Here is a 22,738-nt window from a genome sequence, read left to right as displayed (position 1 = left end):
ATTTCCGCAAAGAAAAACGCCCAAATAAATTCTATCGAGATATTTTGAATGTTTTCTTTTGTATGCATGTATATTAACATTTGCATCTAAAATTTCGTTTTTAATCTGACATAATGCATTATTCGCTGATGGATTGTAACGAGCATCAACTTGTCCGGATTAAAAGACCACCGGAGACGGTTCTCACATGCGTGGACCGTCTCCGGTGAATCTTATTACGTCAGGAACATCTCCAACCACAGATTTATCAAATAAACGTAGCCATATAAAGTAGCAAAGTAATGATTCTATCTTCGCTTACCCCAATATTTCCATCAATAAATCTATATAAGACAGTTTCATACCTTACATCCGGAACCTAAAATTATTATTCAGATAATTCTTTTATCTTTTCTATCAATAATGGAATTTCATCCAAAACAACATCTGCAATGATATTCCAATTCGTTCCATCATAATCATGGACAAGTCTATGTCTCAACCCGGCTATCATATTCCACTCTATGTCCGCATGAAGATTTTTGAAATCATCACTGATATGGTATGCATGTTCGCCAATATTATATAAAGGGGTTGTTACAAGCCACTGTAGGGCATAATCATCCATTAATCTATCTTTGGTGACTTTATTGCTCTTAATGTATTCGTTTAGTTTTGAAGCATTTTCATAAATCTTTTTAATGCGTTGTTCATCTGAATACTTCATGCAACAAGAACCTTCTCTTTCATTATGGTTTTATAAAACTCACTATCCTGATTAACTTCATTTATTTCAAATACATCCACATCTTTATCCAAGGCTTTACGTAATTCTTCAGCAAACGCAAAAATTTTAGTCAATTTAAAACCGGCTCCACCATAAACAAGAAAATCCAAATCGCTTTCGGAATTCGCCTCTTCTCTGGCATATGAACCAAACAAATACACCTCACTAATTCCGTACTTTTGTGCTATAGGAGCAACGACACGTATAATATCCTGAAATGTTAATATTTCTCTTTTCATATCCTCTCCCGATATTATTAATCACCACACAACACATATAACTATGATTTGATTATACGTTTATAATCAGATTCTTTCAATCGTAAGAAAAGCTACTACAAAATCAAAATTCCCCTTGGTTCACCGGCTGAACTGTTATCATTTTGCAAAATGCTTTGGCTCGATCTTGTTTCTGTCAGCCCACTCACCCTCTTCAAAAATCGCGTAGCTCGCATGAAGATTTAACTTGTGATGTTTTCCAGGAACGTAACTTAGAACCTTCTCGATATCCATGAACAGCTCTTCCGGTATTCTTGCTCTGTCAGGATAGTTTCCTGTTGTCTGAATGCCTCCTGAAAGAGGTCCCTTCTAATCAAAACCTACTACATCATCACCTTGCCAGCAGTGCATGGATAATGTTATCTCCGAAACTTCCTATATTGCCTTCTCTACATCGATTCCCACTGCGCTGTATCGCTCTTTCGCTGCTTCCGATCTCTCTGCCACTGTCATCTCATATCTCCTTTTACTTCCATAGTTGTAGTACGATGCCTGATGATCGATACATATCGGAATCTCGTTTATGAGAGCATTATATTCTGTTCTGATTTGCGATTTAAGGACGGTCATACCTTATTCCCAAAAGTGATAAAAAGTGATAAAATATCAAAAAGTGATAAAAAGTAATAAACGGCAGTCGAGGTGATAAAAAGTGATAAACAAAAAGAACAACCCCTATACTCTTATGTTTGGTAAACAACCGGCGCAAAACATCCCTAGATTAGTAGAGTTAAATGAAGTATTGGACTCATTTCTCAATGAACCGGCAAACCAGCAGATATATATGATAACCGGTGTACGAGGATGCGGTAAGACCGTGTTTATGACCGAGGTAGCTAACGAACTTAAGTCACGAAAAGAATGGGAAGTACTGGAACTGAGTACAAGTCAAAATTTACTTAACAGTATGGCAGATGCATTATCCAAAGAAAGCAGATTTACTCAATTCCTGAAACGAGGAATCGGTGTATCCGTAGCCGGATTTGGAGTACAACTTGATGCTCAGAAAGAAATCACAAGCCCTCAGATAACCATCAAAAACACCCTTGATGCACTAAAAAAGCATGATAAAAAGCTATTGATCTGTATTGATGAAATTATTTCCAATGATTATGTGAAAGAATTTGCAAGTATTTTTCAGATACTGGTCAGAGAAGATTACCCTATTTATCTTTTGATGACAGGTCTGTTTGATAATATCAATGACCTCAGAAATGAAAAGAATTTAACATTTTTATATAGGGCGCCTGAAATTAAAATGAAAGCTCTCAATATGGCTACCATGGCTGAAAACTATAAAACCAATCTCGATGTTTCCCTTGATCAGGCGAAAGAAATGGCAAAATTAACTCTGGGATATTCTTTCGCTTTTCAGGTCTTAGGTTACTTCACTTTTAGGCATAACGGGAATTATAAGGAGGCACTTTCAGAATTCAGACAGTACCTTGAAGATTATGTTTATGAGAAAATCTGGTCAGAACTATCGTATATGGATAAAAAGTTCCTTTACGCTGTCGCAAGCTCAAAAACCGGGAAAGCCAAAGAAATAAAGGATAGTATCGGTTGGACCAACAATAAGTACACCCCTTATAGAGACCGACTAATCAAGAAAATGATCCTAAACGGAGATGATTATGGTTATCTCAAGATCACACTACCTCTATTCAATGATTATATCATCAACACTTTCGATAACGATTTTGATGACGATATGTAATTTTCTATGAAAAACTACCTGAATATTTTCTTATGTTCTGGTTTTTTTCCCGCAGCTTTGTAAACTGTTTAAAGCTCACAATCCAAACTGTATGTAAGACAGATAGCAAATAGTTCAGCCGGTGGACCACTAACTCCGTCCCTTGGTCCACCGGCATACCACTCATTATACAGGAGTCCGCGTTTCTGTAGCTCGATTGACTCCGGTGTAGCATTTTCACTAAGAGATTTTTATCCCCATTCCCGCTTTGATAAATCTGAACATGCGGATCGCGCCTTTATAGTAAAGGTCTTCAGCATTGTCAAGAGCATCCTTAAGAGGCATAGGTCCGTCGACGGTTGTCATGATGGAACTGATTCCGTGAGCATAGATCTTGTCATAGTCACGTCCGAGGCTTCCGCAAAGTGCAGCAACAGGAACATTGTGCTTCTGTGAACGGTCACCGATACCCTGCATTACCTTACCGAAACAGGACTGCCAGTCTGTACGTCCTTCACCTGTTACTACCATATCAACTCCCTGAAGACGATTCTCAAAGTCGATAAGATCGAGAACAGTTTCAATACCTGACTTCATCTCTGCATTGAGGAAGACTTTCAGAGCTGCACCCAGTCCGCCGGCTGCACCGGATCCCTGGATGGTATCTACATCGATGCCGAACTCCTTCTTTATCACATCGCGGTAGTTCTGCATTCCCTTTTCAAGTTCATCAAGAATTTCAGGAGTACCGCCCTTCTGCTTTCCGAAGGTATAGGTTGCACCGTCAGGTCCGCAAAGAGGATTTGTAACATCACACATTACTGTAAAGTGAGCATCCTTAACCTTAGGATCAAGGCCGCTAATGTCTATATGCTCTACCTTTATGAGATCGCTTCCCTTTCCTTCCAGAACGTTGCCGTCCTTATCGAAGAACTTAATGCCGAGGGCTGAAGCAAATCCCATTCCGCCATCATTTGTAGCTGATCCGCCTATTGCGATGGCAATCTCCTTGTAGCCTGCATCGAGAGCAGCCTTGAGAAGCTCACCGGTTCCGTAGGTTGTGGTGTTTAAAGGATTTCTCTTCTCTTCCGGAACCATGGGAAGTCCTGATGCTGCTGCCATTTCAAGGATAGCTTCTGTATCGGAAAGTCTTCCGTAGAAGCCGTGTTCAATCTCCATTAATGGGCCGTGGACGTCAACATTAACAATCTCTCCGTTACGGGCTTTAACCACAGCTTCTGTGGTGCCTTCACCGCCGTCAGCAACAGGAACGCCGCTGGTTTCGCAGTCTCCGAAAACCTCGTAAGCTGCCTTTGTAAGAAGTTCTATGGTCCGGTCACTTGAAAGTGTTCCCTTGAATGAGTCTGATGCAAAAAGTAATTTCATTGGTTCTGTCCTCCTGTATTGGAACATCAGTCTCTTTCAAGTTGGTTTTAAGGACTGATGATAGTTTCGTTTTTATTTCAAACCTCTTGTAGTCGGTTTTTACCCTGATGTTTAAATGTTCAGTCAAAACTGAAAAGATTCAATCCGGTATCTGTGATCCTGTCTTTTTCTCTTCCCACATGACCTTCTATAACCGTGATAAAAAGCTCCGCGGTTCCGCTGATACGTACTTCCTTAAGGTGACCGCCGTAGGCATGTCCCTGTGAATCCGCAGCTGTAATATGTACATGAAGATAAGGTTTCCCATCCATTTCGGTAACGCTTCCGACTATGGAAGTAAGCTCCAGCGGAATGTCCAGCCTTGTTTCATTAAATTCCTGCCTGCCCACATCATAGAGTCCCATGACCAAATGGTCCGCAGCACCTAAGCCTTCTATGGAAGCCAGTAATATCTTTTCTTTTTCACACAGCTCCATAATGGATGACATTACCTCTTCGCCACGGTCAATCCTGAGAACTATCTTGCTTCCGAATTTTCTGTAGTCCATATTTAATCTCCTAACTGAAATCTGATCACCGACAATGATTTTTAGTTGTTAGATAATATTTTCATATATGGAGAAAGAGACCGCAAGTACCTCTCACGATCTCATCTCCGATGTATCATTTTCTATAGACCAATATAGATTAATACCTTAATCGCTTATAAGTCCCACGATCAACGCAGGACTTATAGGCAGGATACCGGATTTCCGGAGAAAGACGGTATCCTTTTATATGAAACTGAGGATAAAGGAGATTACTTCTCTACGATTGAAGTTCCTGACATACGCTCATAATATCTTACGATATCGTCATGGTCGCAGGCACCTTCATCATGGTTCATGAGCTCCTGCATTACTTCCATCATCTGAGCGGTCATAGGAACCGGCATGTTGATTGCATGAGCTGCGTTTAAGGCATTAGTCAGATCCTTGATGTGAAGGTTGATACGGAAGCCCGGCTCATAGTTTCCTGAAAGCATCATCGGAGCCTTTGCATCCATAACTGTTGAACCTGCGAGACCGCCGCGGATTGCCTGATATACAAGCTGTGGATCTGTGCCGGCCTTCTTTGCAAATGTTAATGCCTCTGCAACGATACCGATATTTGCAGCAACGATCATCTGGTTAGCAAGCTTTGCAACATTACCTGAACCGATAGGTCCTACATAAACAACTGATGCTGCCATAGCCTTAAGTACTGGGAGATACTTGTCAAATGTCTCCTTGTTTCCGCCTGCCATTACTGAAAGTGTTCCGTCGATGGCCTTTGGCTCTCCGCCTGAAACAGGACAGTCAAGAAGCTCGATACCATTCTTTGCAAGCTCAGCTGAGATCTTCTGTGACTCAACCGGATCGATGGAAGACATATCGAGAACTGTGATTCCGCTCTTTCCGCCTTCAACGATTCCGCCCTCGCCAAGTGCAACCTCGCGTACCTGCGGGCTGTTGGGAAGCATTGTGATGATAACTTCACATCCCTGCTTAACGATATCTGCGGCATTCTTTGCTCCTGCAGCACCCATTGCAACAAATTCATCTATAACAGCCTGCTTATGTGTTGTAACAACAACCTCGTATCCTGCCTTAACAAGATTCTTAGCCATTGGCTTACCCATGATTCCGAGTCCGACAAATCCGATCTTCATATGAAACTCCTTTTCCGACATATGGTTCAATGCTTAAAAAACTATTATTTTCAATAGCTAAACTACTGATAAAACCTGTTTTAAGTTTTATTTATCCATGCTTTCGGGAACTTCTCCCCTGCACGATTTATATCTTATTAGAATTGAAATTTTTAAACAATCTGCATTTAGCACAAAGGAAAGCTTCGTAAATATGCTAAATGTTAATCGGCACAGGTTGCGTTTCTATATATTTTATTATGATTCATTTCAGTTCAGATGTTTGCATAGATTTAGCTGTTACAAAAATATCATTCCATTTCTTTATACAGTTTTTATATTTAAAAAGAAGCCATCGATCGATATGTCCCAGCTGGGAGGAACATATCAAATCGATGACTCTCTGAGATCATTAGTATTTTTTAAAGTAATCCGTATTTCCTGAGTTTCCTCCAAAGAGTGGTTTTGCTGATACCGAGTTCTGCGGCTGTTTTTTCACGGTTTCCCATGTTGTCACTAAGGGATTTAATCAGTCTGTTTTTCTCCAGATCCCCGACTGTAATTGTACGGTTTCCGGACGCAGCTTCCTTCTGATCTATTCCAAAACTCATGGAAGGGTTCTCTGATTCCATCATGTTTTCAGAGGATGACCGGAATGGCTTATCCTCCTCAGAATTGATGCCACGATTGAAATCAGGAACCGCTCTCGGGCCGTAATCCGTATCCGGGATTTTTCCGGACTCAGCATTAGCCTCAGGGCCAATGTCTCCGCCATAAAGTTCCTCATAAAGTTCACATACATCGGTAACCTTCAGGCTTCTATGGTCCGAGGTGATCACCAGTCTTTCGATGAAACTTTCAAGCTGTATCCTGCCGCCGGGCCAGTAAAAGCCCTGAAGTTTTTTCTCGGCATCCTTTGTCATCACATGATACATTCCGTAACGTTCGGTGCAGTTCTGCATATAAATATTGGAAAGATACGGAATGTCCTCCGAGGTTTCCATAAGGGAAGGTATCCTTATGGAAAAGGCGGAAAGTCTGGCGTAAAGCTCCGGTATCAGATAGGCTTTTATGTTCCTGGTTTTCGCTATCAGAATGACATTCCTGAACATAAGTATCTCCAGAAGCTTCTTCTGAGAACGAACATCCATGTATTGGAAATTGTCTATGACGAGAGTGCCCCGGAGGGAATCATTAACCCTGCCCTGACGACCGTAAAGATCATCGTATGAGGACTGTCCTTTTATGCATTCGTAGCTCACAAGCTTTTCCTGTGAATGTTTTGAGTGGTTGTGCATGGCGTTCACAAAGGCCTTGTGTAGATTTCCTATAGGCTCAAGAATAAGCTTCGGGCAGTCGGTTTTTGACAGCTTTTCTGCAAGATCCACGGCCGCCTGCATTTTTTCGCTCTTATAGGGGAAGTTCACAAACTGCTCTTTGCGTTTACCGGAGGATTTTCCTTTTTCAAGGACAGCATGGGCCGGTATGTCGCTGTTTTCAAAGGTGTCTGCAAGAAGGAATGCTTCTTTGATGGCATTCTTCATGGCATCCTCGGTGTTGGCCATAAAAAGTGCCGGGATTCCTGCATTATCAGCAATGGTGAGAACGGTCTTTCCGCCTATGATGAGATCAGCTTTATCTTCCACTGCCTGAAGTGCGGCTGCTTTCAGAAGTTCCGGGTTCTGCACCAGATATTCCTTCAGCTGAACATGACATTGCTCACCTATACCCGTCATATCACAGGTCATGTTCTTGAACATAACTAAAGCGATATTGGGATTCTCTTTTCCAAGTACCCTCTTCGCTTTCTCGATCATGTTGATGAGTCCCTGCCGGGTCATAACGATCTCCACAACCGGAATATCCGTATACTGTTTAATGATGGTAGCCTGGAGACCTCTGGCGATAATGATATCCGTTCCCTGATTTATGGCCTGTCTTGCTTCCGAAACCGCGCTTTCGGTTTCGATGACCTTCATCATAAAAAGGCGCTTTTTCATTTCCTGTAGAGCGTCGTGGGCAAGACGGAACAGTTCATCATTTGGTACAAGCAGGGTTATGTTTGCCATATTTCCTCCGGTTCATTTCGTTTCAATATGTTTCACTTCCGCTATTTTAGCAATCATACCGAAATGTTTCAATCCCGGGACAAAATTCTTTCTGCGGGCTGTCCCCCTAGTCCACCGACCGGAAACTGTTCGCAGAAAGAATTTTTTAGTTTTATTGATTCTTCAGGTTTCTATCAAAAAACTCTGCGATCAATTCCTTGACGGAATCCTGGAAGAAATCTTTTGTTCCGTGACCGGCGTTATGGAGGATATATAGGTCTGCCTTGTCACCCTGACCGGCATCAATTATCTTCTGGTAAAAATCTTCACTTACATCTACCGGTACCAGCTTGTCAATGTCTCCGTGCATTATCATCATAGGACACATCTTATCACTGATGAGATATGGAGAACTCACTTTTTCAGCTCTCTTTATCATATCTTCATTGTACTCGCCGCCCATTACTGCTCCGCCATGGGAGGCTGCAACATTTTCCCAACGATAGTTTGCTGGATCAGCTTTATAAAGGCTTTCCTCGAATTTAAGGAGCCAGGGAATGTCTACCGGACCGAACATATCAACGCATGCCTGCACTTCGTCAGACTCTGATGCCCACTCGCTTCCGTGGAAATCATCAACATTCATTCCTGCAAGGGATGCCAGATGTCCGCCTGCTGAGCGGCCGATGATTCCAATACGGTTCGGGTCAATCTCATATTCTGCTGCATGAGCTCTTAAAAATCTTATTGCCGTTTTGACGTCGATGATCTGATCCGGCATATGTCCTTCTGCAGAGCTTCTGTAGTAAATGGATGCAACCACATATCCCCGGTCTGCAAGAAATGTCATTTCTGCCACCATGAGATTTTTGTCGCAGCCTCTGTAGCCGCCGCCGGGAACCCAAACTATGCAGGGCTTCGGGGTCTTGTCCTCTTCATCTACGATACCTGCCGCAAATCTCATCTCACTGTTTCCGTTCTGAAGCATTACAGACATCTCCAGCTTCATGGGATTTCCGTTCAGATCCTTTACTTCACTATAAACTATACTATCCAGGAAATTGATACTCTTTCTTTTCTTTCCCGGTTCTATAACTGTTCTCATACTATACCTGCTTTCATTTCAAAATTGTCACCGATGTCCGGCTGTACTTTCTAAGTCTCATCGATTTTATCTCAATACTATTTTTCTGAATTTATGCTGCCTTCGCTAATTTCTCTGCGCTGTTTTTTTTTTAACGCTTTCCGGATCATAGGTCCAAACAAGCTGTAAACAGTTATAAGAATAAAGATAAGTGAAATAGGTCTTGTGAAGAAAAGTGAATAGTCTCCCTTTCCGTATGAAACACCCATTCTGAAGTAGCTCTCTATCTTTCCGCCCAGGATAAATGCAAGCATAAGCGGAGTCATGGGAAGTCCAAAGTAATCCATCACTATACCAACCAGTCCGAAGAAAAGTACAAGGTAAACCGAGAACATGGAGGTTGTTGATGAAAAGGCACCCATAAACGCAATCATAAGGATCGCACTGTAAAGGTAGTGGTATGGTGCTTTAAGGAGCAATGGGAAATACTTCTTTGTAAGGAGCTCAGTTACAAAAATAAGGATTGCAGAAACAAGTACAGTTGCAAATATAAGATCAGCCAGTACAGGATTTGTTCTTATGAACATAGGTCCCGGCTGAAGACCATGGATGGTCATGGCTGACATAAGAAGTACGGTTGTGGCATCTCCGGGGATACCAAGTGATATCATCGGAATGATGGCACCGCCGACACCGGCATTGTTGGATACCTCTGTGGCCCATACGCCCTCATCCACACCGGTTCCGAAAAGCTCCGGATGCTTTGACATTTTCTTAGCCTGACCGTATGCAAGGATGTTCGAAATACCTGAACCCATGCCCGGAAGAAATCCGATCCAGAGACCGATGAACAATGAAACCACAATTACCTTAATGTTATCTGTAAAGTCCTTAAGTGTAAGTCCGATTCCGCCGAGAGCGCCCTCGTCAACCTTTGGCATCTCCTGATTGCCCTTTGCATAACTTGTAGCCACCTGCTGAAGAGCGAAGGTTCCCATGAGGAGGCAGACAACATTGATACCGCCGAAAAGGTTATAGTTATTGAATGTAAATCTCATCTGGTTTGTAACGGAATCAGTCCCGACGCAGGCAAGCCAGAGGCCAAGGAAAGCTGCTGTCATACCCTTGAAAACCGAACCGTTTGAAAGTCCTACAACCATGGTGATGGCCATGAGGCAGAGGCTGAAATACTCCCATGGTCCCAGTTTTAATGCTATCTCCGCAATGTAGGTGGAGCAGAGAGTTGCAACGATGATGGAAATGAAAGTTCCTATGAAGGAACCTGTGATGCCGATGGAAAGTGCCTTTGCAGCCTTTCCTTTTTTAGTCATGGGATAACCGTCGTAGCAGGTTGCGATGGATGCAGCCGAACCGGGAATTCCAACGAGAACCGCTGCGATAAAGGAACCCGAAACACCACCGACATACATACCGACAAGCATTGAGAAGCTGAGCTCAGTGCTCATTGCAAATGTCAAAGGAAGTATAAGTGTGATACCAAGTCCTCCGGAAAGTCCGGGTATGGCACCGAGAACTGCACCCACCAGTGTACATAAGTACATCATTATGAAGTTCATGGGCTGGAGCAGTGTCAAAAGCGCTGTCATATAATCTGCCATTTTTAATGTCTCCTTATTTCAATACTAAGTCCCTTTTATAATTCTCTTCGGGACTTGAGTTGTTTTTCTGTCTAATGTAATCAGACTGTATCTTTTGCATCAGATCATCTTGATTCCGAGGCTGCTCCAAAGTGTTCCCTTCGGAAGGGGGATATTGAAGCCCTTTGTAAATCCAAAGTAGCAAATGCTTCCCAGCAGCATGCAGAAAATGATGCAAAATATTACATTGAACTTCTTCTCACCCTTTAGTGTGAATATGAACAGGAAAAGTCCTGCCATGGAAGTGATCCAGAAACCTATGAAGTTCATAAGGAATGCGAACAGAAGACATTCAGCTATGATGATGGCAAGACGTGTGTAACCTGCCTTATCCAGATACTCTTTGTTTTCATCCTTTTTTCCGTCAAACACCATAGAAAGGATAGCGAATACCGCTATGCCTATTGCAGAGATAAACGGAAAGAGTCTGGGACCCGGCTCGTTGGAAACAAGCAATTCAGGGATGTGGGCACTCTCAAATGCGATCCATGCGGAAAACAGCACCATGAAAATCCCCATAACATATGTACGGTTAAGTTTTTTCATAAAAGGTTGCTCCTTTAAATGTTTTATTTAGAGATGATTTTCAGAGAGGTTGTGCCCGGCAGAGTCAACATACCGGGCACTGAAAACTATGAAAAAATATTATTATTTTTTGAGACCCATTGATGTTACAAGAGCATCAAGATTTGACCACTCATCATCGAGACCCTTCTGAGAATCAGCAAGATTTGCAGGCTCTGCAAAGGTTGCCATCTTGTTCATGCCGTCAACATAGGAAGTCTGCTCTTCTGCCTTTACGATAGCCTGGTTGATAGCCTCAGCAGCTTCATCTGAAACACCTGCAGGAGCAAGTACATAGTAGTTTGAATCCCATGTGGTTTCTACGCCCTGCTCTAAAGTTGAAGCAAACTTCTGATCAAGCTCTGAACCGAGAAGCTTGCCCATAGACTCAAGAGTAGATGCTTTTGGTCCGAGAGTTCCGAGAACTGTAAGCTTTCCGTCAGCGTCATAATCCTGAGCATTAGGAATTGAGCAGTTTGCAATGTTGATTGCATTTGAAGCTACGTTTGTAAGCTTGTCAGCCTCTGATGAGCACTGTACGTAGTTTACAAGTGAAGCATCACCCACAAGTGCATCCATAAATGAAGTGAAAAGGATCTGTGTTGTTCCGCCAAGTGAGCATCCTACAGTAAGCTCGCCCGGATGAGCCTTGATATACTCAGCAAGCTCTGTGAAGTTTGTGTAAGGTGCTCCGGGATTTGTGATGATAGCCTGTGGACCGCCCTGATTGAGAAGACCTACCGCTCTCATATCATCCTTTACGGAAACGCCTGATGCACCTGTCAGGAACTTGATAACAGCACCGCCGTGGCAGGTAAGAAGTGTTGTTCCGTCTGCCTGAGCGTTCTTGGCATGCTGCATTCCGACTTCTTCTGTGTCGTAGTTTGTAACTACGAAATTAACATTAGGACAAACCTCTGTAAGTGCCTGGGTAAGATAACGTGTGTAAAGGTCGGTTCCGCCGCCTGCCTTTGCAGGAACATCTACATAAACTGTGGTTCCATCAGGCCAAACTGAGCTTACATCTACTGCTCCTGCTGATCCTGTATCGGCAGCTGCGGCAGTTGTTTCGCTACCTGCTTCCTGCTTTGCTGCGGCGGTTGTTTCGGCTGCCTTTGCTGCAGTTGTTGCAGCTGTGTTTGATGAAGATCCGCAGCCTGTGAGCAAGCTAAGTGCCATTGCTGCTGTGATTACTGTTGCCATAAACTTCTTTCTCATAAATCCTCCTAACAGACTGTATTTCTCATTAGTACAGGTTATTTTTGAGCAGACCCGTCCCTCTTAATTAAATTTAAATTTTGCGGGTTTATAATTTTCAAAAATCAGGATATACTTATGCAGAAATACATAAATCTTATTGATTTGTCTTGCGACCTTTCTTAATATGGTTCGATTATAGGGATTTTTAAGTTTTGTATCAATCTTGAAATAGTTATCCGATTTATTAGTAAAAGTTATATATAATAGATATGTTGGTTTAATTATCTTATTCGTATTAGACAATGAAAAAGCATTATCCTGATGTATAACAGCAGGGAGAAATAGTCATGAATATAAAGGCGTGTACCTACCTAGTAACAATAGAAGAATGTAAATCCCTTTCAAAGGCAGCATCGCAGCTTGGCATCTCACAGCCTGCGCTTTCCAAATTTCTGGCAAATATGGAAAGCACCTTGGGACACCGGCTTTTCATTAAAAGTCAGAAATCACTGATACCTACGGATGCCGGAGAAGTATACCTCGAATCCTGTAGAAACATCATAAACATTAAACAGCGAACCTATGCTTCCATTTTGCAGCTTTCCCAGGCGCCTTCAAGTACCATAACCATCGGTCTTACGCCCTACAGAGGCGCACAGTTTTTCAGTGATATTTATCCTGCCTTTTCCGAACGGTTTCCGGTCATACAGGTCAAAACCAAAGAAGGATATATGTCTGAACTCAAAGAAGCTGCTAAGAAATCCGAGGTAGATGTAGTTATAGGCACTGTCACTCCCTCCGATGAAAAAGACTTTACTTTTGCATCCGTAAGCTACGAACAATTGTGTCTGGCAGTTCCCCTCTCTCATCCTGCGGCTTCAAAAAGTGATGATTCAGGAAACTACTTTCCGACCATAGACATTAAAGAATTTTCAGATGCTCCGTTTGTTATGTGGGGTTCCAGCACAACCAATGCAAAGAATATAGAAGAATATATGGCGCGCAACAACTTTACTCCTACGGTGGTTCAAAGAAGTAACAATGCTCTCATGATGAACGAAATGCTGAAGACCGGTGTAGGTGTCGGCTTCCTGCCACGCTCTTTCTGCAAGGCTAAACAGGGCAGAGTTTACTTCTCCACCTGGCCTCCTGTCCAGACATTTAACGGAGTTTTCTATCTTAAAGAAAAACAGCTATCAGAAGCAGAACGCTATTTTGTTTATCTCATGATCAGAAATTCTGTCAGGTCTGAAATCCTTACCGGCACCAATGTTTACTTCAACAAAACATCACGAGCCATAATAAATGAATTTGGTGGGTTTGAGATGTAAGTTCAGTACATAAACAGTTCAGGGCCGGCATGCATACCTTCAAATACAAATCGCTGTATCTTTGAAATCCATAACAGCTGAATGTATCAAAATGGATGTACGTCGGCCCTGAACTATATGCCTTGCTTTTAAAAAACCGGGTTCGATTTAATCAGGCAATAAAATAACGTTTCAGTTCTTTTACTGCCGCATCAATGATCGGAGAGGCAGTTGTTTTTTTATGTATGGCGGTGAGATAAAAATAGCAGGGATCTCTGAAAGACTCTATACGAAGTCCATCCTCATTTACCAGAGATCTGGGAATGACAGCCTTACACTCACCGTTTTTCACCAGAGACAGGGAAATGTTAAAGTCATTTGTTTCTGTGTATATCTCCGGAATATTGTTTTCCTCTGAAAATATCCTATCCAGAATTTCTCTTAAATATGAATCCTCTGCAGGGATGGTGACCGGGAGCTCTCTTAAATATGAATTCTCTGCAGGGACAGTGAACGGACGCTTATCAAAAGCAGTTGAACGAACATCTGCTTCTGTTTTATCAAAAGCCTCGGAAAAATCCATATCTGAATCAGTACTTAAATCCGTTGTCTGATCATTCCCGCCCGGGGAAATCATAACAAGCTCATCCTTAAAGATGTGAATGTAGTCAAAAAAATCCCTCTGCTGGTATATATCCGGAATAAATGCCATGTCAATGCTTCCGTTCTCAAGAGCCTCACGGGTATTCATGGTATTGTTGGTATGAACCCTGACAGAAACCTTCGGAAACTGTTTTTTCAGCTTAGGAAGTATATTTATATAAACCACCGATTGAAGATATGGGGCTACGGAAAAATCAAAAACCACCTTATCTTCATCATTCAGACTGTTAAGCTTCTTCTGTGCCAATGCTTCCTCACGAAGTATCGCACGTGCCCCGTTAAGATAAATCTTTCCCGCATCCGTCAGCACCATCTTTTTCTTCTCTTCCCGGAAAAGAGGCGGAACCCCCTCCTGCTTCAGCTTCGCAAGCTGCTGGGAAAGTGCCGACTGGGTGATATACATCTTCTCCGCCGCAAGAGACAGATTCCCGGTCTCCGCAATGGCAACAATGTATTCAAGCTGTTTCAGATCCATAACGAATCCCCCTACTGGTAAATATCTCATACATCATATAGCCGAATACATTTTACAGCAAGAATTATTATGCTGTGAAAATAAGGACTCTACAGAAGTTGACCTCTGTAAAGTCCATCATGTCATCGCAATCTGTAATGATTTTGCAATGGGGTCTGACCCCCCTTACCACTGAATTTACAAAATTGATAAAAACAATATTGATTATATTTGTGGGAAATTGAATTTACAAATACAAAAAGCACGAGTGGATGTAGGTCCATCTCGTGCTTTTTTTGGCATACCGGCTTTTAGCCATTCGTCAAATTAATTCATCACTTTCCAACTTCCTTTTTTAGGCGAACCCTCACGTATAATAATTCCATTTTTCTTAAGCTGTGCCATAGCCTTTCTAATTCCTATTTCTGATATTCCAAGCTGAGAAGCCAATTCTTTTTGCGTAATATTACTGTTTTTACTAATATAACTAAGTATTTGTTTTTCTGTATCGCTAAGATTAGCGTTACCGATACTTTTATCCGATACTTTATCCGATACTTTATCCGATACTTCTCTATTACTTCCTTTACTTTCACTCTGTTCAACACCATAATTCAGGTTCCAGAAAGTTACATTAAAGTCTGACTCATCTGAGAAAAATGTCGGTAAACGATCCTCAGTAATGTTAGCGGATGCTTTGTAATCGTTCATAATTTCCTTTATTCCGCTACCAGAACGCTCCATGAGCTGAAGCCTGTGGAAAATATCAGCCAAATAAGGATTACGTCTTCTGGAAGCAATATGATAAAGATCCCTTTTCTGAATAGGAAGACCTTCCACCATTCCTCCAGGAGAAGTAATCTCTATCCTGTTATCGAAAATATCAAGATGTACCTCACTTCCAATTTCCATATAATCACGGTGTACAAAAGCATTCACTAATGCCTCATGTATAGGTCTTTCAATATAATCAGGCAAATCTATCCGAGAATTAGGAAGTTTCTTCCATCTCAAGTTGTTGTGTTTCTTGACAAATGCCTCTGCAGCTTCAAGAAGCGCTAATACATTTCCCTGATATTCTGCACTGTCTACTGCGTTAAACGAGCCTCCTGACATGTTATTGCCTGTCCATCTAGTACAGAAAAGGCGACTATACTTAATTGGGCAATCATCTGATAAAAGAAGTCCCGCATTCGTAATCTGGCCATCGGCATTACATATCTCCCAAGACTGAAACATATCATCTTCAAAACTTTTCCCTGCTCTGGAATGATACATAGATTTTAGCCTTGAGAAACTAAAATCTTTCATATTGTATTCCGAAACAAGTGAATCCCATGACTTATTGCTTCCTTTAAGAGATAATCTACGGATTGTTACTGCATCTGCTTTTACGCTCGAATTTCCGACACGGGTAAATGCCAACATTTCTCCCTTATACCTGTAAAAATACGGAGTCTCAGAACCGGCATGAACATACAGAATTATCAGCACTTTCTCTGCATTTTCCTCATCCTTTACTGTTTCAAACGAAAGCTGTATTTCGGGACTTGGATCAACTCTATTCCTTATAAACTCACTTAGTTTATCTGATACATATTTCGGATCATCTAAACCAACTACGGTATCATCATCGGCAATACCATAGATTAAAGCTCCACCATCAGTATTTGCAAAAGCAACAACACTTTTAAGCCAGCTGAGCGGTTCTTTCTCTTCAAGTCTCTCTTTTTTATCATATTCAGTAGCTTCACCAAGATACTTTTTCAAATCAAATGTCATTGACTACATCCTCTTTTCTATTTGTTTCTCCATCTTCACATGAGGAATTCCATCTTCCATAAATGGCTCTGATACCACTTCAAAGCCTTCTTTCGCATAATAGCCTATGGCATATTCCTGGGCTTCCAGATAGATCTTCTTAGCCTTAAGCTGCTCAGTTGCTACCCTTATGCCTTCATGAAGAATCTTTCCTCCGATACCTTTACCATGCTCCAGTGTAACAACTCTTCCAATCTGAGCTATGCCGGATGCTTCATCATGATCTTTCCAAAATACTCGAAGGCATCCTGTGACTCTCCCGGAATCGCTCCAGCAAAATACATGAATCGCATCCTGATCCTTATCATCCAGATCCTGATAAATGCATTCCTGCTCTGTGACAAATATCTCGAACCTTGTCTTTAATATCTCATAAAGCTCCGTGGTACTGAGCTCATCAAAATGCTTAACTATCAAATCCATCCAGTATCTTCATTATCTCCTTGTTTCTTTCAAGCATATTGTAAATGCCATCCTCTGAAAGCACACCTCTTTTAAGTCTCTTAGGAAACTTACCCTCTTCGTCCAGATCAAAGTCCTCCTTCCACTGCTGGCTTGTATAATAGGCTTCCAGCTCCTGAATCTTTGTCTGATACTCCTTATAATCTGCAATCCTCTGTTCAAGAGCATCCATTTTCTGTTGCGCTGTATCAAGTATTGCTTCCATCTGATAGATGTGCTGAGGAATACTTTCAGCAGCCAGCCTGTTCTTGAAGCGGCTCTTCATGGCGTTGTACTTCTGCTCCACTTCATATTCAGGCACCCAGATCTGAGCCTCATTTATCTTATCCATGACAAGTGCAAAAGCTTCATCATTACCAAGCCCTTCATTAATCTGCCTCTTGTAAGCCTCATACATCCAGCCTGCAATCTTGTCCTTCTGGCGGTTCTTCAGATCCTTATAGGTCTTGTTCATCTGAAGAAGCTTACCATTTACCATTTTATGCTTACTCATAAACCGTAAAATCCTTTATATATTAATCCGGCTGCTGACCGTCATGCGCCTTCCATGCACACTCTGTTATTTGCATATCTGTAAACACAGCTTTGAAGCTCGAATCTTCCGGACTGCATGCATAAATGCCAAAAGAAATCTTTCCGCCGCCTTCCCACATATGGCATACTCTCATCTGTGAAAAAGTCACTCCATCCGTAGAACACTCTATGCAATAGTCGTCCTCTCTCCTGCTAAAGCGATACCACATTTCTTTTACATCAGCTGAAATGGCTGTTGTTGCCCAATCCGAATACCCATGATTAGTCACAACAGATCCAAGATGCTGGAACTTATCGTTTTCATATTCTACGGAAGCCTTGAGCCAGTTCTCTGAATCAAGATACATGACAATTCCACACTGATCAAAACGATGATGACTGTCGTTAAAATCTGTTTTTACTATAAAGGAAAAGTATTTTTCATCGGAATCCATCTGAAACACAGGAGAATTGTCATTTCTGAAATGATAATAAGTTCTCTGCCACAGGTCTGTATGTGGCATGGTAGTTATCTCTATTCTGTCTTCTGCTATATGATATTTCTCAGGCTCCCTGAGCCATTTCATGTTCTCTATCATCTCAATAACCTCCAGCTTCATTCTATTTCAATGCTGCGCTCAGACTATTTGGTATCCCCCTCGGACCTCTCACTGCATATATTCCATACTCAGATTTCAGCCTGTCAAAGGTAAACTTTTCAGGCTTGTATCTCTTTTGCAGTTTTATCTTCATAAGCGCCGTAATCTTAAGATTCTTATCCTCATACTCATAAGGAATATCAACCTCTGTAACCTTACACTTATAGAGAATTGCAGATACAGGTGCGCCTACATACATAAACACTGTATCGCCTTTTATAATCCCTGCGCCCTGCTTCCAGCCTATTTCATCCACATCATCAAAGGCATGTTCAATGTCATAATACTTGGGATTTGCAGGCACTAACCATTCCTTGGGCTGACGGAACTTATCCTTTTTCTTCTTAGATGCTGTGTCTAAAAAACTGGCATCAATCATATTGCAGATTTCATCCAGACTAACTGTGCCATCAATCAAAATTGTGATCCAGCTGGTCTTATTCATATGATATCCAGGAAAAAATCCCGGTTGCTGCAAAAGTATATCCCTCAGCATCAAATCATCAATTTTAACATTTATAACATCAGCTTCCTCAGATGATGCCATGCCTAACTTATCCATGCTTATAGTGGCTGTAAGCGCAAACCATTTACGATTATCTTCATGTCTGAATATCGCAAAGCTTGGATATTTATTCCAAAGATATTCCGGAGATGCTTTATATTTTTTCTTTATATATTTTTCCACATCAGCTCTTATAGAAGCCATACAGCACCTCCACTAATTACCAGACTATTTCCAATTGACTTTCAGAATATGAATCGATACCACCACTACTTAACGACACCATGTACAAATCCCCATTGATATCAATAACAGTTCCTTCCTGACCACGATATCTGACTCTTACATGATCACCCATTCTGAACTTACGAGCAGGTCTTCCCACTGCATCATTGATTCCCTGATGAATACCGACGCCTATAATAAGTCCTCACTCATAAAACTCTTTGAATCATCACTTTTTTCATAGTCTTCTTGCCAAGCTGTTTTCAAAATCAAATACTTGTTTTAACGCATCATCCAATTTTACAAATATTGTCTCTTCATCCATATCTTCTGGTATCTGTATCTTTTTAGTTTTAAAAATTTTCCACCATTGCCAATCTTTTTTTGCTTGCTTCATAGTAACAATTTCATTGATACGATCAGCCTTTTCCATAAACTCCTTTGTAGCATTTCTAGAGCTTAAGCTAAGCTGAATCATAATGTCTTTTCCATTACGATTAATTATTTCATAGAAGTAATGGTTATCGGTATTCCATCCACTTGGTGCATTTGGAATATCTGGCAATAGCTCTGACATTGTCTTTGTCGTAAATCTCGTGCACGTTCTATTGCATTTATCAATATTGTCTATTACAGCCTCCGTTTTAACAGTCCATGTCCTAAGTATTTCAGCAATCTTCTGTAATCTGGCAATTTCTTCAGGACTTCTTATTTCCGAAGAATCCTGCGAGAATTCATCAACAAGATAAGGAACAATAACCTTGCGGAACTTATTACTCCATTCACCCAAAAATGCAGCCATCTTATCCCAGTCTTCTTTATTGGTTATGCTAACATCATCAAGCGAATAATAAATCCAGGACATCTTATACTCATCTAATCTGTCCCAAGACAGCTTGACACCTAATGAATCCTCAATTGTCTGCTTATTTGCATGGAGCATATCAAAAGCCTTTTTATTCTGTCCTGCCTCTGATTTATCTAAAATAAACTCAACTCTTGTCTTATCGTAATTGGCTGTACACGAAACATGAAAACCACCAATTCCAAAATAACCTGAAATAGTATTAGATGTTGAAGGGTTCACATTGGTGAACATTTCATATTGATTCTTTTCCCGTATTACAGGTAAAGCTTTTTCCCAGAAGGCAAATCGAATCTTCTTTCGTCCACCAGACTCAGCAGCTACTTTAATAGTTTCTACCGGAAGCTCACCTGCATCCCATATCTTACGAATATCTGCCTCTAGCTCTGCTGTTCTGGCATAGATTTTAAGCTCATTCCATTCAGTATTATTATCAATAACCTTCCTTGTAAGCCTAATATCTGCAAGATCTTTGATACCCTTACGTCCATTCTTACCATTAATTTTATCTGTAAAGTTTCCATTACTAATAGACGTATTAAGCTTTGAATTAAGAAGAGTCATATTACCGATTTCATAAATAGCATGGCTTCTTACACGCTCCATCTCATCAGCATCTTCTACTTCGTTTTCATCTGTATCGTAAACCGGAACATCATACCAATTCTGAGCCCATTTCTGCGGCATAATATGCTCAAGAGTGTACTCGTACTTGAGAATCTTAATATCAACATTAAGCAGATTTCTCTGATACAACTCTACCCAGAACAGAAGCAATGTTGGTAATTTGTTGGTGGTCATACGACGCAATCCATTTACAAAGTTTCCTTCAGAAATGTACTGACAGCTTTCCAATACATCTTGTGGTGTTTTTTTCTCATCTACCAACTGTAAACATTCATTGTTATAGTTCTTTGTACTACCTTTGCAGATAGCATTTAAAACAATATATTTTTCTAAAACAAAGAAGCGACTTCTAATATCCTCTTCTTCAATGCTTCCGTTCTTAAGATAATATAACTGCTGTAATAAATAAGGATGAAATGTAGATACTTCCAGCACATTAGAGATGTTGAAAATACGGCCTACATAATCATCATATGTGAGTAAGCTATCTTCATTGGAGAAATATTCTCTAAACACATCCGCATAATCATGCAATTCTTTCAAAAAAGCCTCTACCGAAGATATATCCATCTTAGAGATCTTTTTTCTGTATTCCTGAGGCAAATCCGCCATATTGTTTTCTGCCGGATTAAAGAATCCCTGTACAACGGCAAACGCATGAAGAAAAGTCTCAATATTGCTTCGCTTCATACGACCATATTGGCGTTGTGTTTCCCAATAGGCATTTATTGATTCATCTGAAACAAATGCATCTACCCATGTTTCTTCATATTCGGAAACAGCTCTTTTGTCCACTGTAGTGGGATCTTCTGCCCTTAATAACTCGACATATCTCTGGTACAAAAGGTTCTTTATTGTATCAGCACTTGAAAGTCTTACCCCAGCAGAATTAACAGTATCAAATATCGCCTGTTCATTATCATTTACATCAAGATCAATATTTACCAGGAACTTAATTTTATCAACGGTAAGAAGCTCCCATAAATAATCAATTGTCTCCTGACTTACATCTTCCAACGCGTCCCTAAAATAGGCATATGCTTTGATAATGGAGCTTGTAGTGTCATCATCGTCAAGACTAATGTATTTTTCCCATCTATCATCAGTATCAAGCTCACCAGTAATAACACTTTCAAAAGCCTTTTTATCTAAGTGGGAATGATTTATTTTGACATGAAGTTTTTTCTTTATACCACCTTCTGGCACAAACAGAATACTTTCCATCTGAACCTGACATGTCTTAACATCAGATTCATCATAATTGTAGCTTTCAGCATTCTTTACAATATGATCATAGCAGGCTCTAAGCAAAATGCTTAAAGTAGTCAACCTCTGCTGTCCATCAATAACAGAGAATCTTGCCACACTTCCTGCAGCTGCTAATTCATTCTTCAATATGATCGAACCTAAAAAATGATTCTGATTCTTGCTTGTAAGATTATTAAAAAGCTCACTCCAGTTATCCTCACTCCAAACGTAAGCCCTTTGAAAAAAAGGAATATCATAATAGCTAGGAATTGCTAAAAAATAAAATGATTTGTCTTCTGCCTTCATAGTTCATTTTTACCCTTTTAAAGTATTACTTATCACATATTTTTCTTATTTCTATCAATGAAACAGAATCCTTTGCAAGGAATCTATTTACTTAAATCCGGATCTGCTAGAGCTCTCATAAATGCTTCCATATCAATCCTTGGCAAGTGTTCTGTCGCCTTATCCCAATCAAGGATTTCATAATTAAATTGAAACTTCTCTTTATTATCCTTATAGTATTTTTCTGCAACACAACACATAATTAAGCATACACGTCTAATACTCATCGTATACTCGCGTCTATGCTGACCAAAAATATCAGAAATGCCGCTAGAATCAGAGTAAATGTCAAAGTCTTTTTTCTTCTCTACCTTAAGAACAAAATGATCAATCAGTAAAGAATCATTTTTTCGAGTTAACTGCACATTATCTACATTTGGATTTCCCTCATGGAGCAATGAGCAACGAAGACTATATATGACATTTCCTGATAAATACGGCATTTCCTCCTCGTTTGTCTGGTTCGGGTTCTTTTCGTAATAACCAATTTCTTTGTTATACCAGTCTATATAACGCTTTTTACTACTTGTTTCGTTTGGATATTCAGCCTTACCACATATGTCCGGCAAGGTTAATGCTGTGCTAAGTGCCACAAAATATAAATCATGATTAAGTGCCACCCTGATATCATCAACAATCCTCTGTACCATTGCTTATCCCACCAATTTTGTTGCATTTTCATTAATATCATT

Annotated in this window: 21 protein-coding genes and 1 pseudogene; 2 read left to right on the top strand and 20 right to left on the bottom strand. The window is 40.7% G+C overall.

Annotated features, from left to right (window positions below; genetic code table 11):
• Positions 1–367: 367 nt before the first annotated feature.
• The 3 genes and pseudogenes from BLV86_RS00925 to BLV86_RS00915 form a co-directional block, all read right to left on the bottom strand.
• The gene (locus BLV86_RS00925) at positions 368–706 is read right to left on the bottom strand and encodes a HepT-like ribonuclease domain-containing protein (RefSeq protein ID WP_090814795.1); all 339 of its coding nucleotides are present in this window, start codon (positions 704–706) and stop codon (positions 368–370) included.
• Positions 703–1,005: a nucleotidyltransferase family protein gene (locus BLV86_RS00920; protein ID WP_090814794.1), complete on the bottom strand. Its 303-nt coding sequence runs from the start codon at positions 1,003–1,005 to the stop codon at positions 703–705. The genes BLV86_RS00925 and BLV86_RS00920 overlap by 4 nt, the downstream gene beginning before the upstream one ends.
• A 141-nt stretch (positions 1,006–1,146) precedes the next feature.
• A pseudogene (locus BLV86_RS00915) lies at positions 1,147–1,497 on the bottom strand (L-rhamnose isomerase); the annotation flags it as partial.
• A 199-nt stretch (positions 1,498–1,696) separates the two neighbouring features.
• On the opposite strand from BLV86_RS00915, the gene BLV86_RS00910 reads away from it, so the two are divergent.
• Complete coding sequence (locus BLV86_RS00910; protein WP_090814793.1) at positions 1,697–2,761, top strand: ATP-binding protein; 1,065 nt, start codon at positions 1,697–1,699, stop codon at positions 2,759–2,761.
• Positions 2,762–2,980: 219 nt separating this feature from the next.
• Here BLV86_RS00910 and BLV86_RS00905 read toward each other — a convergent pair whose 3' ends face one another.
• From BLV86_RS00905 to BLV86_RS00870, 8 genes are all read right to left on the bottom strand, one after another.
• Entirely contained in the window at positions 2,981–4,126 is a 1,146-nt protein-coding gene (locus tag BLV86_RS00905; protein ID WP_090814792.1) for a glycerate kinase family protein, read from the bottom strand.
• Positions 4,127–4,245: 119 nt separating this feature from the next.
• Complete coding sequence (locus tag BLV86_RS00900; protein WP_090814791.1) at positions 4,246–4,674, bottom strand: PPC domain-containing DNA-binding protein; 429 nt, start codon at positions 4,672–4,674, stop codon at positions 4,246–4,248.
• 251 nt (positions 4,675–4,925) lie between these two features.
• Positions 4,926–5,816: a 2-hydroxy-3-oxopropionate reductase gene (gene garR, locus BLV86_RS00895; RefSeq protein ID WP_090814790.1), complete on the bottom strand. Its 891-nt coding sequence runs from the start codon at positions 5,814–5,816 to the stop codon at positions 4,926–4,928.
• 401 nt (positions 5,817–6,217) lie between these two features.
• Positions 6,218–7,864 (bottom strand): PrpR N-terminal domain-containing protein, encoded by a 1,647-nt coding sequence (locus tag BLV86_RS00890; RefSeq protein WP_090814789.1) that lies wholly within the window; start codon positions 7,862–7,864, stop codon positions 6,218–6,220.
• 151 nt (positions 7,865–8,015) lie between these two features.
• Positions 8,016–8,948 carry an alpha/beta hydrolase gene (locus BLV86_RS00885; RefSeq protein WP_090814788.1) on the bottom strand — a complete coding sequence of 311 codons (933 nt, stop codon included), beginning with the start codon at positions 8,946–8,948 and terminating at the stop codon, positions 8,016–8,018.
• A gap of 77 nt (positions 8,949–9,025) precedes the next feature.
• Positions 9,026–10,546: a tripartite tricarboxylate transporter permease gene (locus BLV86_RS00880; RefSeq protein WP_090814787.1), complete on the bottom strand. Its 1,521-nt coding sequence runs from the start codon at positions 10,544–10,546 to the stop codon at positions 9,026–9,028.
• Between the two features lie 99 nt (positions 10,547–10,645).
• Positions 10,646–11,131, bottom strand: a complete 486-nt coding sequence (locus BLV86_RS00875) for a tripartite tricarboxylate transporter TctB family protein (protein WP_031549938.1) — start codon at positions 11,129–11,131, stop codon at positions 10,646–10,648.
• Positions 11,132–11,233: 102 nt separating this feature from the next.
• Entirely contained in the window at positions 11,234–12,367 is a 1,134-nt protein-coding gene (locus BLV86_RS00870; RefSeq protein ID WP_090814786.1) for a Bug family tripartite tricarboxylate transporter substrate binding protein, read from the bottom strand.
• Between the two features lie 329 nt (positions 12,368–12,696).
• On the opposite strand from BLV86_RS00870, the gene BLV86_RS00865 reads away from it, so the two are divergent.
• Positions 12,697–13,680 carry a LysR family transcriptional regulator gene (locus tag BLV86_RS00865; RefSeq protein ID WP_090814785.1) on the top strand — a complete coding sequence of 328 codons (984 nt, stop codon included), beginning with the start codon at positions 12,697–12,699 and terminating at the stop codon, positions 13,678–13,680.
• 151 nt (positions 13,681–13,831) lie between these two features.
• On the opposite strand, the gene BLV86_RS00860 is transcribed toward BLV86_RS00865, so the two are convergent.
• The 9 genes from BLV86_RS00860 to BLV86_RS00825 all read right to left on the bottom strand — a co-directional run bounded on the left by BLV86_RS00860 (position 13,832) and on the right by BLV86_RS00825 (position 22,696).
• Positions 13,832–14,797 carry a LysR family transcriptional regulator gene (locus tag BLV86_RS00860; RefSeq protein ID WP_175456407.1) on the bottom strand — a complete coding sequence of 322 codons (966 nt, stop codon included), beginning with the start codon at positions 14,795–14,797 and terminating at the stop codon, positions 13,832–13,834.
• Between the two features lie 306 nt (positions 14,798–15,103).
• Positions 15,104–16,558, bottom strand: coding sequence for an ATP-binding protein (locus BLV86_RS00855; RefSeq protein ID WP_090814783.1), 1,455 nt, complete (start codon positions 16,556–16,558; stop codon positions 15,104–15,106).
• 3 nt (positions 16,559–16,561) lie between these two features.
• Positions 16,562–17,020: a GNAT family N-acetyltransferase gene (locus BLV86_RS00850; protein ID WP_090814782.1), complete on the bottom strand. Its 459-nt coding sequence runs from the start codon at positions 17,018–17,020 to the stop codon at positions 16,562–16,564.
• Positions 17,004–17,552 (bottom strand): DUF4298 domain-containing protein, encoded by a 549-nt coding sequence (locus BLV86_RS18185; RefSeq protein WP_242873202.1) that lies wholly within the window; start codon positions 17,550–17,552, stop codon positions 17,004–17,006. The genes BLV86_RS00850 and BLV86_RS18185 overlap by 17 nt, the downstream gene beginning before the upstream one ends.
• 22 nt (positions 17,553–17,574) lie before the next feature.
• Positions 17,575–18,171, bottom strand: a complete 597-nt coding sequence (locus BLV86_RS00840; RefSeq protein WP_090814867.1) for a DUF1349 domain-containing protein — start codon at positions 18,169–18,171, stop codon at positions 17,575–17,577.
• A 22-nt stretch (positions 18,172–18,193) separates the two neighbouring features.
• The gene (locus tag BLV86_RS00835; protein ID WP_090814781.1) at positions 18,194–18,940 is read right to left on the bottom strand and encodes an MmcQ/YjbR family DNA-binding protein; all 747 of its coding nucleotides are present in this window, start codon (positions 18,938–18,940) and stop codon (positions 18,194–18,196) included.
• 16 nt (positions 18,941–18,956) lie between these two features.
• The gene (locus BLV86_RS17695; RefSeq protein WP_175456406.1) at positions 18,957–19,121 is read right to left on the bottom strand and encodes a KOW domain-containing RNA-binding protein; all 165 of its coding nucleotides are present in this window, start codon (positions 19,119–19,121) and stop codon (positions 18,957–18,959) included.
• Positions 19,122–19,199: 78 nt separating this feature from the next.
• Positions 19,200–22,007, bottom strand: coding sequence for a DUF4268 domain-containing protein (locus BLV86_RS00830; protein ID WP_090814780.1), 2,808 nt, complete (start codon positions 22,005–22,007; stop codon positions 19,200–19,202).
• An 83-nt stretch (positions 22,008–22,090) separates the two neighbouring features.
• The gene (locus tag BLV86_RS00825; protein WP_090814779.1) at positions 22,091–22,696 is read right to left on the bottom strand and encodes a hypothetical protein; all 606 of its coding nucleotides are present in this window, start codon (positions 22,694–22,696) and stop codon (positions 22,091–22,093) included.
• Positions 22,697–22,738: the final 42 nt, after the last annotated feature.

The organism is Oribacterium sp. KHPX15 (genome assembly GCF_900107835.1).
Classification (GTDB): domain Bacteria; phylum Bacillota; class Clostridia; order Lachnospirales; family Lachnospiraceae; genus Oribacterium.
The sequence above is the reverse complement of the archived record's forward strand: the minus strand, read 5'-3'. Positions and strand labels throughout refer to the sequence as shown.

Bases quoted from the DNA above. Each gene is read 5' to 3' on its own strand.
- garR (WP_090814790.1), bottom strand. From the start codon at position 5,816: ATGAAGATCGGATTTGTCGGACTCGGAATCATGGGTAAGCCAATGGCT.
- BLV86_RS00825 (WP_090814779.1), bottom strand. From the start codon at position 22,696: ATGGTACAGAGGATTGTTGATGATATCAGGGTGGCACTTAATCATGAT.
- BLV86_RS00880 (WP_090814787.1), bottom strand. From the start codon at position 10,546: ATGGCAGATTATATGACAGCGCTTTTGACACTGCTCCAGCCCATGAAC.
- BLV86_RS00905 (WP_090814792.1), bottom strand. From the start codon at position 4,126: ATGAAATTACTTTTTGCATCAGACTCATTCAAGGGAACACTTTCAAGT.
- BLV86_RS00875 (WP_031549938.1), bottom strand. From the start codon at position 11,131: ATGAAAAAACTTAACCGTACATATGTTATGGGGATTTTCATGGTGCTG.
- BLV86_RS18185 (WP_242873202.1), bottom strand. From the start codon at position 17,552: ATGAGTAAGCATAAAATGGTAAATGGTAAGCTTCTTCAGATGAACAAG.
- BLV86_RS00925 (WP_090814795.1), bottom strand. From the start codon at position 706: ATGAAGTATTCAGATGAACAACGCATTAAAAAGATTTATGAAAATGCT.
- BLV86_RS00830 (WP_090814780.1), bottom strand. From the start codon at position 22,007: ATGAAGGCAGAAGACAAATCATTTTATTTTTTAGCAATTCCTAGCTAT.
- BLV86_RS00900 (WP_090814791.1), bottom strand. From the start codon at position 4,674: ATGGACTACAGAAAATTCGGAAGCAAGATAGTTCTCAGGATTGACCGT.
- BLV86_RS00885 (WP_090814788.1), bottom strand. From the start codon at position 8,948: ATGAGAACAGTTATAGAACCGGGAAAGAAAAGAAAGAGTATCAATTTC.
- BLV86_RS00865 (WP_090814785.1), top strand. From the start codon at position 12,697: ATGAATATAAAGGCGTGTACCTACCTAGTAACAATAGAAGAATGTAAA.
- BLV86_RS00855 (WP_090814783.1), bottom strand. From the start codon at position 16,558: ATGACATTTGATTTGAAAAAGTATCTTGGTGAAGCTACTGAATATGAT.
- BLV86_RS00840 (WP_090814867.1), bottom strand. From the start codon at position 18,171: ATGATAGAGAACATGAAATGGCTCAGGGAGCCTGAGAAATATCATATA.
- BLV86_RS00835 (WP_090814781.1), bottom strand. From the start codon at position 18,940: ATGGCTTCTATAAGAGCTGATGTGGAAAAATATATAAAGAAAAAATAT.
- BLV86_RS00860 (WP_175456407.1), bottom strand. From the start codon at position 14,797: ATGGATCTGAAACAGCTTGAATACATTGTTGCCATTGCGGAGACCGGG.
- BLV86_RS00870 (WP_090814786.1), bottom strand. From the start codon at position 12,367: ATGAGAAAGAAGTTTATGGCAACAGTAATCACAGCAGCAATGGCACTT.
- BLV86_RS00850 (WP_090814782.1), bottom strand. From the start codon at position 17,020: ATGGATTTGATAGTTAAGCATTTTGATGAGCTCAGTACCACGGAGCTT.
- BLV86_RS00920 (WP_090814794.1), bottom strand. From the start codon at position 1,005: ATGAAAAGAGAAATATTAACATTTCAGGATATTATACGTGTCGTTGCT.
- BLV86_RS00890 (WP_090814789.1), bottom strand. From the start codon at position 7,864: ATGGCAAACATAACCCTGCTTGTACCAAATGATGAACTGTTCCGTCTT.